We start from the raw sequence: 13,847 nt of genomic DNA on the forward strand, positions 1-13,847 counted from the left end.
CGGGGATCAGCCCCGCGCGAACACCGTCCGGCCGTCGACGATCGTGCGGGCGATGCCGATCCCGGCGAACGCGCGTCCGGGTTCGGCCGGATCCTCGTCCAGCACCGTGATGTCGGCGACCTTGCCGACATCGAGGGAGCCCTTCCAGGCGGATGCCCCGTCCTGCTGTGCCGGGTCGACGGTGATCCTGCGCAGCAGAGCCGCACGGGTCTCCGCGTCGTCGCGGCCGAGCAGGACGAGCGACGCATCGAGCCCGATGCGCCAGTCCGGGGTCGCGATCGGAGCGTCGCTGGTGATCGTGGTGAGGGCGCCCAAGGCGATCATCGCGTGCAGCGGCCAGGCGGCAGCGGCGCGCTCCGGTCCCAGCTGCATCCCCGCCCACGCGCGGGTGTGCTCGGCGATCAGCGGCTGCACGGCGAACCCGGCGCCGACGGCACGCATGCGCTCGATCTGCGCGCGCGTCGCGAGGTCGGCGTGTACGACGTAGTGCGGCGCGGTGGCGGCGCGAGGGTGCGCCTCGAGCACCCGCAGGAACTCCTCGATCGACCGGTCGCCCGTGGCGTGCACCACGACCTGCTCGCCCTGCTCGATGGCGAGGGTGATCATGCGTCGGTAGGCGTGCAGCGCCCCCGCGGCACCCTGGGGCAGCAGTTCGCCCGACGTGCCGTCGGGATACGGCTCGCTGACCCAGGCGGTGCTCATCGGAGGGATCCCGTCGGCGAAGATCTTCACGCCGGTGACGGCGAGCCAGCGCGGGTCGGTGTCCGGCTTGGGTGCGCGGATCCCGTGTTCGAAAGCGGCCAGGTCGGCCGTGCCGTCGAGCTCTCCGAACAGGCGCAACAGCGTGACGCGCGCGGTCTGGGCGCCCGCGCGGTGCAGGTCGAGATAGGCGTCCATCATCGCGGTGCCGAAGCATCCCGTCTCGCCCGCGTCCTCGCCCGGTCCGATCCCGGGCTCGGTGTAGCTCGTGATGCCGAGCTCGGCGAGCAGGCGCCACGCGTTGCGCAGGGCGTCCCGACGGTCGGCGTCGGTGCGCACCAGCCGGCCGGACGGCTGCTCGTGCGCCGGTCCGTCGGAGAAGAACAGGTGAGGCCAGCGCGCGCCGAGCCAGGCGGCATGCAGGTGCGCGTCGTTCACGCCGGGGATGGCGGTGCGACCGTCGAGGTCAAGGGTCTGGGCCGCGCTGAGTGCGCGGGCGTCCGCCCCGACGGCGATGACGCGTCCGTCGCGGATCGCGAGCGCATCGACGACGGATCCGTGCGCATCGAGGGTGCGGATCCGTCCGCCGTGCAGGAGAAGGTCGGCGTCGTCGCCGAGGGGAGTTGCAGTCATTATTCCACTAGTGTAGACGAAAGGACCCTCGGGTTTCGAGGAGCGATGTTCGTCGCGTTCTGGGCGTCAGGACGGCAAACATTGCTCCCCGAAACGCGTGAAGCGCATCGAGCGCTTGCGTCCAGAGCAAAGAACGGCTGTTCTTGCGCTCCGGATCGGCCGAGTCGCGGCTTCGCCGACGCCTACCCTGGAAGAGGGCGGATCCGCCCCTCCCGATTCCGCGCCACCGACCCCTGGCGCATCTGCTTGCAAGGACGCTGATGAACGACTTCGCCGCGCGCCGCGACGACTGGAAGGCCAGAGAAGAACTCGCAGAGCGGATGATCCCGCTGATCGGCGGGCTGAACCGCGATCGTGACGTGGTGACGTCGCTGCACGGGCACCGTCTGCTGGGCCTGTCCACCACGGAGATCCTCGAGGTGCACGAGCGCGTCGCCGCCCTCGGCCACGACGAGCTCGCCCTGGAGGACACCCTCGCCGTGCTCGAGGCGCTGCGCGAGCTGGCGCCTTCGGCCGCATCGCTCGACGTCGGCCGGCTGGTCGAGAAGGTGGAGGGCGATGACGCGGCCCTTCTCGAGCGGCTGCGCGCCGAGCTCGCCCCGGCGCTCGGGGAGTCCTCCGGCGCCGCCGAGCCCACCGACGTCGTGCTCTACGGCTTCGGCCGCATCGGGCGTCTGCTCGCCCGCATCCTCATCGCGCACACGGGCGGCGGCAGCGGGCTGCGCCTGCGTGCGATCGTCGTGCGCAAGGGCGCCGAGAACGACCTCGTCAAGCGTGCGTCGCTGCTGCTGCGCGACTCCGTGCACGGCCGCTTCGAGGGCTCCGTCGACGTCGACGAGGAGAACTCGCAGCTCATCGCGAACGGCACCCGGATCCAGGTCATCTACTCCAACGACCCGGCGACGATCGACTACACCGCCTACGGCATCCACGACGCGATCGTCGTCGACAACACCGGCCGCTGGCGAGACGAGGCCGGCCTCAGCCGCCATCTGGAGTCGACCGGCGTGGCACGCGTGCTGCTCACCGCGCCGGGCAAGGGCGAGCTGAAGAACATCGTGCACGGCATCAACCACGACACCATCGAGGACGCCGACCGGATCCTCTCCGCCGCATCCTGCACGACGAACGCGATCACGCCGGTGCTGAAGGCGGTCGATGAGGCGTACGGGATCGTGCGCGGTCACGTCGAGACGGTGCACTCGTTCACGAACGACCAGAACCTCATCGACAACTTCCACTCCGGCGACCGCCGTGGCCGCTCCGCCGTGCTTAACATGGTCATCACCGAGACCGGTGCCGCGAAGGCCGTCGCCCGTGCGCTTCCCGAGCTCGCCGGCAAGCTCACCGGGTCCGCGATCCGCGTGCCCACCCCGGACGTGTCGCTCGCCGTGCTGCACCTGACGCTGGAGCGCCCCGCCGAGAAGGCCGAGATCAACGACTACCTGCGCCGCGTGTCGCTGCACTCGAAGCTGCGCCAGCAGATCGACTACGTGGAATCTCCCGAGGTCGTCTCCACCGACTTCGTCGGCTCGCATCGCGCCGGCATCGTCGACGGTCTCGCGACCATCGCGAACGGCACCGACGTGATCCTCTACGTCTGGTACGACAACGAGTTCGGCTACTCCAGCCAGGTCATCCGCGTGCTCGAGGTCATGGCCGGATCCCACCCGGTCGTGCTCCCGGTGCGCCGCGAGGTCACGCTGCAGGGCTGAGCGCTCGCATCGGGCGGCTCCCCGCTGTGTGGGGTCCGTCTTCACATTCTGGGGCGCGTCCCGCCGGATCTTCCCGGTGGGACGCGCCCCGATTGCGTAGAGGGCGCCCCGAATCGGGCGTTCCTGGGCCTCGTCTTGGAACGCGTGTGGTGCAATCCTGAGGACAGGAGGCCTGCATGATCGACGCCCGGCCGAGACTCCTCTACGTGGAGGACGACGCGGACATCGCCGAGATGACCCTCGAGGTGCTCGGCGAGACGTACGCCGTCGATCACGTGTCCGATGGCGATGTCGCTCTGCGCCGCGCGCTCGACGAGCGCTACGACGTGATGCTGGTCGATCGCCGCCTGCCGGGAATGGACGGGGCGCGCCTCGTCGAGGCGGTCCGCACCGCGCGGATCACCACGCCCGTGCTCATGCTGACGGCGCTGGGCGCCGTTCCGGATCGCGTCGAGGGGCTGGACGCGGGCGCCAACGACTACCTCACCAAGCCCTTCGACTTCGACGAGCTGCTGGCACGACTCCGCGCGCTGCGCCGCGGCTTCCAGGCGGAGGGCCGTCGTCGGGCCATCGGCGAGTGGACGTTCATCCCCGATTCCTGGGTGCTGCATTCGCCCACCGGCGCTCGGGTGTCGCTGACGGCCACGGAGGCCGCATTCCTGGAGTTCCTGTCCGCGAGCCCCGAGCGCGTGTTCAGCCGCGAGGAGATCCTGCGCGGAGTCTTCTCCTCGGCGGACGGCGTCGGAACCGTCGACACCTATGTGCACTACATCCGGCGCAAGACCACGTCCGAGATGATCGACACCGTGCGCGGGCGCGGCTATCGGGCGGGGGATCCGGGATGATCCGCGGCACCCGCCGACGGGGGACGACATCGTGAGCGGATCCGCCGACCGGGACCGGGTGCGTCGCTCGGCCCGGCAGATCGGAGTGTGGACGGGGGTCGCCTCGGCCATCGTGATCGCGGCCGGGGTCGGGATACTCGTCGCGGTGATCCTCGCGACCTCACGTCCCCAGGGAGACGACCGCGTCACGGCAGGACCCCGGCCCGGCGGCCTGCCCGTCGACAATCCCGATCACGTGGTCGTGGACGTGGACCGGGTGCTGCCGTGGGTGATCGTGCTGGGGATCGTGGGGGTGGCGCTGCTCGGGCTGATCGCCTGGTTCGCTGCTCGGCGCGCGGTCGCCCCACTGGAGGTCGCGCTGCAGGCTCAGCGCGACTTCGTGGCCGACGCGAGCCACGAACTGCGCACCCCGCTCACGGCCCTGTCCAGCCGGGTGCAGATCCTGCAGCGGAGGGTCGCGCGCGGCGACGACATCGGCGATGCCCTCGCTCGTCTGCGCGGCGACACCGCCGCCATGGACGACATCCTCACCGAGCTCCTGCTCGCCGCGCAGGCGGACCAGGGGCCTGTGCCGACGGCGGTGTCGGACGCCTCGGCCGCGGTGAACGGCGCGGTCGACCTGATTCTGCCGATCGCCGAGAGCGCGGAGGTGGTGCTGCAGACGGAGGTCGCGTCCGGCCTGACCGTCGCCGTGCCCGACGTCACCCTGACCCGCCTGTGCACGGCCCTGCTCGACAACGCCGTGCAGCACGCGCCGCGGGCTTCGTCGGTGGTGGTCTCGGCGCGACCCGGCAGCGGCCCGGGGCGCGGCTTCGCGGAATTCCGGGTCGCCGACCGCGGCCCCGGCGTCGGGGTCGAGGATCGGGAGCGGATCTTCACGCGGTTCGCCCGCGGCCCCGAGACCGGAAGGCGCCGCGGATTCGGGCTCGGTCTCGCGCTGGTGCGCGACGTGGCGACGCGCTACGGCGGGTCGGTCGCGATCGAGGAGACGTCGGACGCCGGCACCACGTTCCTGCTGCGACTTCCCCTCGCCACCGGTCGCTGAGCGAGGAAACGGTCGCCCCGTGCTCAGCGGAGGAGGGCGGGCTCCGTGGCGACCGCGGCGACCTCCACCCCGTGCGCCCAGCGGCGGATGCGACCGTCCGCCGCGATCAGCATCCCGGAGCAGTCGGGGGCGGCGCGCAGCCAGGTGAGGTCGTCGAAGCCCGCGACCACGGCGACCGTCGCCCAGGCGTCGGCGTCGCTCAGGTGCTCGGCGATCACGGTCGCCGTGGGGGCATCGCGCACGGCGTGTCCCGTGCGGGGATCGACGATGTGCGCCCCGCGCTCGGCCGGCCCGGAGGTCGCGACGGCGCCCTCCCGCAACGGCACCTGTGCCCGCACGGCGCCGGGGCGGAGTGGATCCGCGATGCCGACGGTCCAGACCCAGTCCGCACCGGGCGCCGTGACCAGCTGCATGTCGCCGCCTGCGGAGAGCCCCGCCGCGAGGACACCGTCCTCGGCCAGCAGCGGAGCGAGGTGCCGGAAGGCCGCTCGCTCGACGGCCCAGCCCTTGACGTACCCGGTCGGGTCGAACCAGCCGTGCCGGTTCGCGTCGAACCGCCCTCCGCTGGCCGACGCGAGGCGGACGCAGGCCTCCGACACCTCGAGGATCCGCGGATCCGCATCCTCGGGACGCAACGAGCCCGCGCGCAGCAGCGAGATCTGCGAGTCGGCGCGGAACGGGGAGAACAGCGCGTCGATCTCGTGCAGCTCGTCCATCGCCGCCGACTGCGCGGCGGCGATCCGTGCGACGACGTCCGGGGCGGGGGAAGAGGAGGCGGTGAGCACATGCGCGCTCGCGACGGTACCCATGAGCTCCGCGGTGACGACGTGGCGCCGAGGTCCGGCCGTGCGCGCGTGCTCGGAAGACGGCGGCTGCACGGGCCGTGCCACGGTGCTCATGCCTTCGCCTGGTCGATCGCGCTCTGCAGCGACTGGGTGTAGCCGTCCGAGGTGAACGTGGCGCCCGAGACCATGTCGATCTGCGCCGACTGGGCGCTCTTGGTCTCCGAGACGAGGATCGGGATCGCCTGCGCGTTGATCTCCTCGTCACGGCGCTCGGTGTTCGGGTACTGCGGCACCGACACGTCGGTGATCTGCCCTCCGGACACCGTGATCGCGACCTGCACGGCGCCGTAACGGGTATCGGCGGCCTGGCCGGTGAACGTGCCGTCCTTGAGGCCGGTCGAGGTCGTGGCGGATCCGGATCCGGAGGTCGTGGAGGAGGACGATCCGGAGGAGCTGCCGGACGCCGACGCCGACGAGCCGGACGACGCCCCGGAGGACGTGCTGCCCGAAGTCGTCCCGGTGGCGGATCCGGTCGTGCTCTTCGCCGTGCCGGCGGTGCCGCTCGCGGCCGGGGCGACCGCCTCCAGGGAGGTGCGGTAGCTGAACAGCAGGACCAGCCCGGTCAGCGTGGCGAGGACGGCGTAGACGATCTTCTTCATGGTTCTCTCGCTCTCGGATCCGTCATCCGCCGCTCAGACGGCGAAGGCCTCACTGTGGATGCGTTCGGCGGGGACGCCGGCGGCGCGCAGGTCGCGGCGGATGCTCTGCATCCACGGGACGGGTCCGCACAGGTACACGTCGTACAGGGACAGGTCTCCGGCGATGCGCTGCAGCAGCTGCGCACCGTCCCACTCGGCGTGCGTGGCGGGCACCCAGCTCGTGCCCGTCTCGGCACGGCGCCCGTGCAGCGTGTAGTGCACGAGCCCTCGGGAGACCGCGAGCCGGTCGATCTCCGCGCGGCGCAGTCCGTGAGAGGCGGAGTGGTCGCGGGTGACGAGGATCGCCTCTCCTGGCGCGTACGGCTCCGACTCGAGCAGCGCGACGAGAGGTGCGACGCCCGCCCCGGCGCCGAGCATGAGCAGGCGCGAGCCGCTCCGGCGCTCGCCGGTCATGTGGCCGTAGGAGCCTTCCACCATGACCCGCGTGCCCGGACGCAGCTCGGTCAGCCGATCGGTCCCGTCGCCGACGCGACGGGCCGAGATGACCAGCTCGTCACCGGCGGGATCCGCCGCGAGGGAGAACGGGTGGCCGCGGGTCCAGCCGGGTCCGTCCACGAAACGCCAGATGAAGAACTGCCCGGCGCGGGCGCCGAGACGACGCACGTCGCGACCGGCCACGCGGACCGACACCCCGTCCTGACCGTCGGGGGACACGGAGACCACACGGAGGCCGTGCCGGGCGCTGCGGATCAGCGGCACCGCGACCCGGAACCACAGCACGCACGCCGCCGTGCACACCCACAGCGCCCACCAGTAGAACGTCGCGCCGGCGGAGGCGGTGAAGTCGGCGCCGGTCCAGAGCATGTGCGGGATCGCGAGGCCCACGCCGAGGTAGCCGTACAGGTGCAGCAGATGCCAGGACTCGTAGCGCAGCCGGCGGCGCGCCCGGCGGATCGATGTGACAACGACGAGGACCAGCAGTCCCGTGCCGGCCGTTGCGAGCAGCATGCCGGGGTAGTCCCAGACGAAGTCCCAGGCCTGCACGAGCACGTTGGTGTGCGACGTGATCGCGTACCCGGCGGTGATGAGCACCAGGTGCGCCAGCAGCAGCCAGAACGACCAGAACCCGACGAGGCGGTGCAGCCGGGTGATGCCGTCCCGGCCGAAGCCGCGCTCGAACACGGGTACGCGGGCCATCAGCAGCACCTGGTACAGCAGCAGGTTCGCCGACACGAGGCCGGTCAGGCGGCCTAGTGTCGTGAGCGTGTCGCCGTCGACAGCCAGCAGGGACTGGACCCCGGCGCCACTCACCCAGAGCGCGAGCACGAACAGGCTCGTCGCCCAGATCAGCGTCACCGCGGCCATCCGCCAGAGCGCCGGGCGCAGCCGGCGGGCCGGCGCGGCGACACGTCGCGGGACCGGGCTGAGGGTGGTGAGCGTTGCCATGGCACCATCGTCGGCGCGGGTTTGACAGAGAAGCCCAAGAATCGGTCGTCTTGAGCATCGTCATAGGGAACTCATCGGATCCGAACGGATCCGCGCCCGCGCCGCGGTGTCCGCACCCCGTGCGCGGCGCTGTCCGCGGCACCCGGCCGATGTCGGGACCGCACGGCATGATGGGTCCATGACGGCTCTTCTGAGCGAACGGCTCCGTTCGCACCGGCTCACCGCCCCTGCGCGCACCCCGGTCGCCGCCGCCCGGCACATGCTCGCCGTGCAGGGCCAGGAATTCATCGCCGGCCGCTGGGCGCTCGGCATCCGATCGTCCGGTGCGCCGACACTCGCCGCCGTCGACGCCGCGTTCGACCGTGGCGAGCTCGTGCGCACCCACACCATGCGGGGCACACTGCACGTGATCCCCGCCGAAGACCTGCGCTGGGTGCTGTCGGTGACCGGCGATCGCCAGCTCCGCCAGGACGCGACCCGCCAGCGCCAGCTCGGCATCGACGACGCCCTCATCGCCCGCGTCGAGGCGGCGTTCCGCGAGCGCTTGGCCGACGGCGGGCGCACCAGGGCGCAGCTGTTCGACGACCTCGCGGAGATCGGCATCGATCCGGCGGGTCAGCGCGGCGTGCACCTCATCTACGCGCTCAACGTGCGCGGCATCCTGGTGCAGGGGCCCGTGGTGCACCGCGACGACGCGGTCTCCCGTGAGCAGCTGTTCGTGCTGGCGGAGGAATGGATCCCAGAGACGACGCCGCCCGCCGATCCGCTCGCGGAGCTCTTCGTGCGCTACGTCGAAGGACACGGTCCTGCGACGGTCGATGACTTCGCATGGTGGTCGGGACTGCCGATCACCGTGGCGCGCGAGGCGGCGGAGCGGGGGCGCCCCCGCGTGACGGAGCAGGCGGAGGGCGTGTTCCTCGGTGCGGCCCGCCCGCGTCGCGCCGCGGGGGCGGACGATGCCGGGGCCCTCGCCCTGCCGATGTTCGACGAGTACTACATCTCGTACGCCGATCGCTCGCCCGTGGCATCGGCGCGGAGCATGGCGTCGATCGGCCCCGGCAAGAACGGCATGGTGCGCGCGTGCCTGCTCGCCGGCGGACGCATCGCCGGCGCCTGGTCGCATTCCGCCGCCGTCGGCCGGCACCGCGACGATCCGATCCCAGAGCTCTTCGAGGGGGAGCCGGCGCCGGAGCCGGCCGCCGTCTTCGCAGCCTTGCGCCGCTACGCCGACTTCGTCTCGGCGCACTGAGCCCACGGATCGGCGGACGAGTACCGACCGATCCGCGTCGTCGGGCGTCGGCCGGGGTCGGCCGGGTCGTGCGACGAATGCACGATCACGCGACGGATGCACGACGAGAACGGCGGATCCGTCGTGCATCCGTCGCAGGATCGGGCAGGTGTCGCGCGCCGGCCGCCCAGAACGCCGCCCGCCGCTCACACGCCAGGCGCCATCCCCTGCACCTGCCGCCGCCCCGGCCACCATCCTGCACCTGCCGCCGCCCCGGCCACCATCCTGCACCTGCCGCCGCCCGGCTCCTGCCCCGGCCCTGCGCCGGGCGCCGATTCAGAATTCGGCGGAGAAGGCGCCGTCGGACTTGAGCAGCTGGCCGGACACCCAGCGTCCCTCGGGCGAAACGAGGAAGTCGACGAGGGCCGCGACATCGGCCGGTCGGCCGAGGCGCCCTTGCGGGGTGAGGCCCGCCAGGTGCGCGCGGGTCGCGTCGTCCATCCATCCGGTGTCGATCGGACCCGGGTTCAGCACGTTCGCGGAGATCCCGCGAGGTCCGAGCTCGCGCGCCGCGGAGATGACGATGCGGTCGAGCGCGCCCTTGGACGCGCCATAGGGCAGGTTCCCGGTCACGTGGTCGCTCGTGAGCGCGACGATGGCCCCGCCCTCAGGCGCGGCCTGCCGTGCGAACGCCGCGATCAGCAGGAGCGTCGCACGCGCGTTGACCGCGACGTGCCGATCGAAGCTGTCCGCGGTCGTGTCGAGGATCCCCGACTCCACGTCGTGGGCATGGCTCAGCACCAGGGCCGAAATCGTCCCGTGCTCGCGCATCACCGCGGCGATGAGGGCGTCAGGGCCGTCCGCGGTCGACAGGTCGGCCGGGAAGCGGGCGTCGTCGAGGTCGCTGGTGACGACGGTCCACCCGCTGCGTTCCAGGCGCGGCACGATCCCCGCCGCGATGCTGTCGGCGCGCGCGGCGCCGGTGACGAGGGCAAGGGGCATGCTCCGAAGCTAGCCGAGGATCCCGCACCGGTGCTCCCGACACGGATGCACGACGCCGCGACGGATGCACGACGGGAACGGGGGATCCGTCGTGCATCCGTCGCAGGGTCCTGCAGGTGTCGCGCGCCGGCATGCCACACCCGCCGCCCGTCCGCCCGTTCGCACGCCGCACGTCCGCACGTGCCCCCGGCCGTCCGCACGAGCCCCCTGGCCGGACCGCCCTTACTGGGCCGCGTGCCGATCCAGGAAGGAGTACACCTCGTTGTCGTCGACGCCCGGGAACGCGCCGCGGGGGAGCGGCGAGAACATGTGCGTGTGCACACGGGCGCTCGGCCAGGCCTTGTCGTTCCAGCGCTCCGCGATCCCTGCCGGCGGGCGGCGGCAGCACGCCTCGTCGGGGCAGGTGGACTGTGCGCGATCCGTGGTCTCCCGCCCGCGCCACCACCGGGCGTCGTCGAACGGCACGCCGACCGTGATCGAGAAGCCGCCGCCGTCGGTGGATCCGGTCTGGGTGGAGCACCAGAACGTTCCCGACGGAGTGTCCGTGTACTGGTAGTGCTCGGTGGTGCGGTTGCGCTGGCTGAAGGCCGCCCGCGCCGAGAACTTGCGACACACGGTGAGACCCTCGACGGATCCGGTCACATCCATCGGCAGCGGCAGATCGTCGTTCTCGTACACGCGGGTGAGCGCGCCCGACTCGTCGACGCGCAGGAAGTGCAGCCGCATGTCCAGGTGCTTCGTCATGAGGTTGGTCATCCGCATGCCGGCGGCCTCGTGGGTCACGCCGAACGCGTCGCGGAAGTCCTCGACGGCCAGGTTGCGGTCCTTCTTCGCCTGCTGCAGGAAGGCGACCCCCGCCGTCTCCGGGATCAGGCAGCATGCGGCGAAGTAGTTGATCTCGAGTCGCTGCTGCAGGAAGTCGGCGTAGTCGGTGGGAGGAGTGTGTCCGAGCATCCGATGCGCCATCGCCTGCAGGGCCATCGAGCGCAGGCCGTGGCCGCCGGGGATCGACGCCGGCGGGAGGTAGATCCGCCCGTGCTCCAGATCCGTGACCGAGCGCGTCGAGTGCGGCAGGTCGTCGACGTACAGCAACTCGAAGCCGAGCTGCTCGGCCATGATGCTCACGGTGCGGTGGGTGAGGGCGCCCGAGGAGTGCCCCGCCGCTTTCAGCTGCTTCTCCGCGAGTGCCTCGATCTCGGGCAGATGGTTGTCGAGCGCGCGCATCTTCAGGCGCAGCTCGGTGTTGGCCCGCCGTGCCTCCTCCGGCGTGGCGATCGCCTCGCGCTCGCGGCGATGCAGTTCGCGGTGCAGGCCCAGGATCGACTCGATCGTCTCGTCCGGCATGCCCTTGCTCACCCGCACCGGGGCGATGCCGAGCTGGCGGAACACGGAGCTGGACTGCGCGCGATCGAGCTCGATCTCCAATGCGGCGCGCCGGTTCGGCGGCTCGCCCGAGATGAGGTCGCTCACCTCGGTGCCGGTCGCATCGGCGATCGCCTGCAGCAGGGAGAGCTTCGGCTCCCGTTTGCCGTTCTCGATGAGACTCAGCTGCGATCCGGCGACGCCGACGGCGGCGCCCAGCTCGTCCAGGGTCATGCCGCTGCGCGTGCGGTGGTGTCGGATGCGATGTCCGAGGGTGGTGAGCTCGAGTCCGGAGGCCATTCCTTGAGCATAGCGAAAGAATTTGTGTTCTTGCGATCGCAAATGACGCAAAACACCGTCGATTGGTCGTCAAACTGGATCCAACGCCCCACTCTTCTAAGGAGCAGACCATGGCTATCGCCGAGACGTCCACCCCGCGGATCTCCCCCCTCGCCCCCGTGCGCGAGTACGGTGCGGCTCCCGAGTACGACACACCGGCCTTCGCCGAGCTGTCGGCGTGGGTCGAGGAGATCCGTGCCCTGACCCAGCCCGACCGCGTGCACTGGATCGACGGATCCGCCGCGGAGAACGACGCCCTGCTGCACGAGCTCGTCGACGAGGGCAAGCTCATCAAGCTGAACCCGGAGTGGCGTCCCGGCTCCTACCTGGCCCGCTCGCACCCCAGCGACGTCGCCCGCACTGAGGGGCGCACCTTCATCGCCTCCGAGAAGGAGATCGACGCCGGCCCGACGAACAACTGGGCGGACCCGGCGGAGATGCACGCGAAGATGAACGAGATCTTCGAGGGCTCGATGCGCGGACGCACGATGTACGTCGTGCCGTTCTCGATGGGCCCGGTCGGCGGACCGATCTCGCAGATCGGCGTGCAGATCACCGACAGCGCCTACGCCGTCGCGTCGATCGGCATCATGACCCGCGTCGGCACCGCCGTCGTCCGCCAGATCGCGGAGGGCACCCAGTGGGTGCGCACCGTGCACTCGGTCGGCGCCCCGCTCGCCGAGGGCGAAGCCGACACCACGTGGCCGTGCAACGACGAGAAGTGGATCGTGCACTTCCCGGACACGCTCGAGGTGTACTCCTTCGGTTCCGGCTACGGCGGCAACGCGATCCTCGCGAAGAAGTGCTTCGCGCTGCGCATCGCCTCGGTGCTCGCCCGCGACGAGGGCTGGATGGCCGAGCACATGCTGCTCATCCGCGTGATCTCGCCCGAGGGCAAGGCCTACCACGTGGCCGCCGCGTTCCCGTCGGCGTGCGGCAAGACCAACCTCGCGATGCTGCGCCCGACGATCCCCGGCTGGAAGGTCGAGACGCTCGGCGACGACATCACCTGGATCCGCCCCGGCGCCGATGGCCGCATGCGTGCGATCAACCCCGAGGCGGGCTTCTTCGGCGTCGCACCGGGCACCGGCGAGTCGACCAACGTCACCGCGGTCGAGACGCTGTGGGGCAACACGATCTTCACGAACGTGGCGCTGCGCCCCGACGGCGATGTGTGGTGGGAGGGTCTGACCGACGAGGCCCCCGCGAACCTCATCGACTGGGAGGGCAACGCGTGGACTCCGGATTCCGGTCGTCCCGCCGCGCACCCGAACTCGCGCTTCACCGTGTCGGCGGCGCAGTGCCCGCAGATCGCGGAGGACTGGGAGGACCCCGAGGGCGTGCCTCTCGACGTGATCCTCTTCGGCGGCCGCCGCGCCACGAACGTTCCGCTGGTCGTCGAGGCGACGGACTGGAGCCACGGGGTGTTCCTGGGGGCGACCATCTCGTCCGAGCGCACGGCCGCAGCGGAGGGCACCCTCGGCGAGCTGCGCCGCGACCCGTTCGCGATGCTGCCTTTCTGCGGCTACAACATGGGCGACTACTTCGCGCACTGGCTGAAGATGGGCCGCGCTGTCCGTTTCGACAAGGCGCCGCGCATCTTCCAGGTGAACTGGTTCCGCCGTGGTTCGGACGGCCGCTTCCTGTGGCCCGGGTTCGGCGACAACGCCCGCGTGATCGACTGGATCATCCGTCGCATCGAGGGCGAGGTCGGCGCCGTGGACAGCCCGATCGGCCGCCTGCCGAAGATCGAGGATCTCAACCTCGAGGGTGCGGATGTCACCGATGAGGATCTCGACGAGCTGTTCAGCGTCGACACCGCGTCGTGGACCCGCGAGGCCGACTCGACCGAGGAGTTCTTCGCGACGTTCGGCGACCGCCTCCCGGCGGCGCTCACCACCGAGCTCGCCTCGCTGCGCTACCGCCTCGCGAGCGCCTGAGCGGCGCTTCGCACAGACGTGATCCGGTCCCTCGGCCACTGCGCCGGCGGGGGAGAGGGGCCGGATCCACCAAGACCCGCGGCGGCGGGATGTCGGAGACAGACCCATGGCTGAGTGGTCTCCGGCATCCTGCCGCCGCGTTCTCATCG

At 71.3% G+C, this 13,847-nt stretch carries 11 protein-coding genes; 5 read left to right on the forward strand and 6 right to left on the reverse strand.

Annotated features, from left to right (window positions below; all coding sequences use genetic code 11):
• Positions 1–6 precede the first annotated feature (6 nt).
• Positions 7–1,332, reverse strand: a complete 1,326-nt coding sequence (locus LXM50_RS16665; protein WP_233312598.1) for an amidohydrolase — start codon at positions 1,330–1,332, stop codon at positions 7–9.
• Positions 1,333–1,592: 260 nt separating this feature from the next.
• Here LXM50_RS16665 and LXM50_RS16670 point away from each other — a divergent pair, with 260 nt between their 5' ends.
• The 3 genes from LXM50_RS16670 to LXM50_RS16680 all read left to right on the forward strand — a co-directional run bounded on the left by LXM50_RS16670 (position 1,593) and on the right by LXM50_RS16680 (position 4,937).
• The gene (locus LXM50_RS16670; protein ID WP_233312599.1) at positions 1,593–3,047 is read left to right on the forward strand and encodes a glyceraldehyde-3-phosphate dehydrogenase; all 1,455 of its coding nucleotides are present in this window, start codon (positions 1,593–1,595) and stop codon (positions 3,045–3,047) included.
• Positions 3,048–3,223: 176 nt separating this feature from the next.
• Complete coding sequence (locus tag LXM50_RS16675; RefSeq protein ID WP_233312600.1) at positions 3,224–3,892, forward strand: response regulator transcription factor; 669 nt, start codon at positions 3,224–3,226, stop codon at positions 3,890–3,892.
• A 31-nt stretch (positions 3,893–3,923) separates the two neighbouring features.
• Positions 3,924–4,937 (forward strand): HAMP domain-containing sensor histidine kinase, encoded by a 1,014-nt coding sequence (locus LXM50_RS16680; RefSeq protein WP_233312601.1) that lies wholly within the window; start codon positions 3,924–3,926, stop codon positions 4,935–4,937.
• Between the two features lie 23 nt (positions 4,938–4,960).
• On the opposite strand, the gene LXM50_RS16685 is transcribed toward LXM50_RS16680, so the two are convergent.
• The 3 genes from LXM50_RS16685 to LXM50_RS16695 are packed head-to-tail and all read right to left on the reverse strand — an operon-like array spanning position 4,961 to position 7,827.
• The gene (locus LXM50_RS16685; protein ID WP_233312602.1) at positions 4,961–5,836 is read right to left on the reverse strand and encodes an FAD:protein FMN transferase; all 876 of its coding nucleotides are present in this window, start codon (positions 5,834–5,836) and stop codon (positions 4,961–4,963) included.
• Positions 5,833–6,381: an FMN-binding protein gene (locus tag LXM50_RS16690; RefSeq protein WP_233312603.1), complete on the reverse strand. Its 549-nt coding sequence runs from the start codon at positions 6,379–6,381 to the stop codon at positions 5,833–5,835. Before LXM50_RS16690 ends, LXM50_RS16685 begins: the two co-directional genes overlap by 4 nt.
• Positions 6,382–6,414: 33 nt before the next feature.
• Positions 6,415–7,827 (reverse strand): ferric reductase-like transmembrane domain-containing protein, encoded by a 1,413-nt coding sequence (locus LXM50_RS16695; RefSeq protein WP_233312604.1) that lies wholly within the window; start codon positions 7,825–7,827, stop codon positions 6,415–6,417.
• A gap of 178 nt (positions 7,828–8,005) precedes the next feature.
• Here LXM50_RS16695 and LXM50_RS16700 point away from each other — a divergent pair, with 178 nt between their 5' ends.
• Entirely contained in the window at positions 8,006–9,076 is a 1,071-nt protein-coding gene (locus LXM50_RS16700; protein ID WP_233312605.1) for a winged helix DNA-binding domain-containing protein, read from the forward strand.
• 315 nt (positions 9,077–9,391) lie between these two features.
• Here LXM50_RS16700 and LXM50_RS16705 read toward each other — a convergent pair whose 3' ends face one another.
• Together LXM50_RS16705 and LXM50_RS16710 are read right to left on the reverse strand one after the other, a co-directional pair.
• Positions 9,392–10,057 carry an SDR family oxidoreductase gene (locus LXM50_RS16705; protein WP_233312606.1) on the reverse strand — a complete coding sequence of 222 codons (666 nt, stop codon included), beginning with the start codon at positions 10,055–10,057 and terminating at the stop codon, positions 9,392–9,394.
• 222 nt (positions 10,058–10,279) lie between these two features.
• The gene (locus LXM50_RS16710) at positions 10,280–11,719 is read right to left on the reverse strand and encodes a helix-turn-helix domain-containing protein (protein WP_233312607.1); all 1,440 of its coding nucleotides are present in this window, start codon (positions 11,717–11,719) and stop codon (positions 10,280–10,282) included.
• 110 nt (positions 11,720–11,829) lie between these two features.
• Between LXM50_RS16710 and LXM50_RS16715 the strand changes: the two genes are divergently transcribed.
• Positions 11,830–13,698, forward strand: a complete 1,869-nt coding sequence (locus tag LXM50_RS16715) for a phosphoenolpyruvate carboxykinase (GTP) (protein WP_233312608.1) — start codon at positions 11,830–11,832, stop codon at positions 13,696–13,698.
• The last annotated feature ends 149 nt before the right edge of the window (positions 13,699–13,847 follow it).

This window comes from Microbacterium sp. Au-Mic1, from assembly GCF_021341785.1.
Taxonomy (GTDB): Bacteria; Actinomycetota; Actinomycetes; order Actinomycetales; family Microbacteriaceae; genus Microbacterium.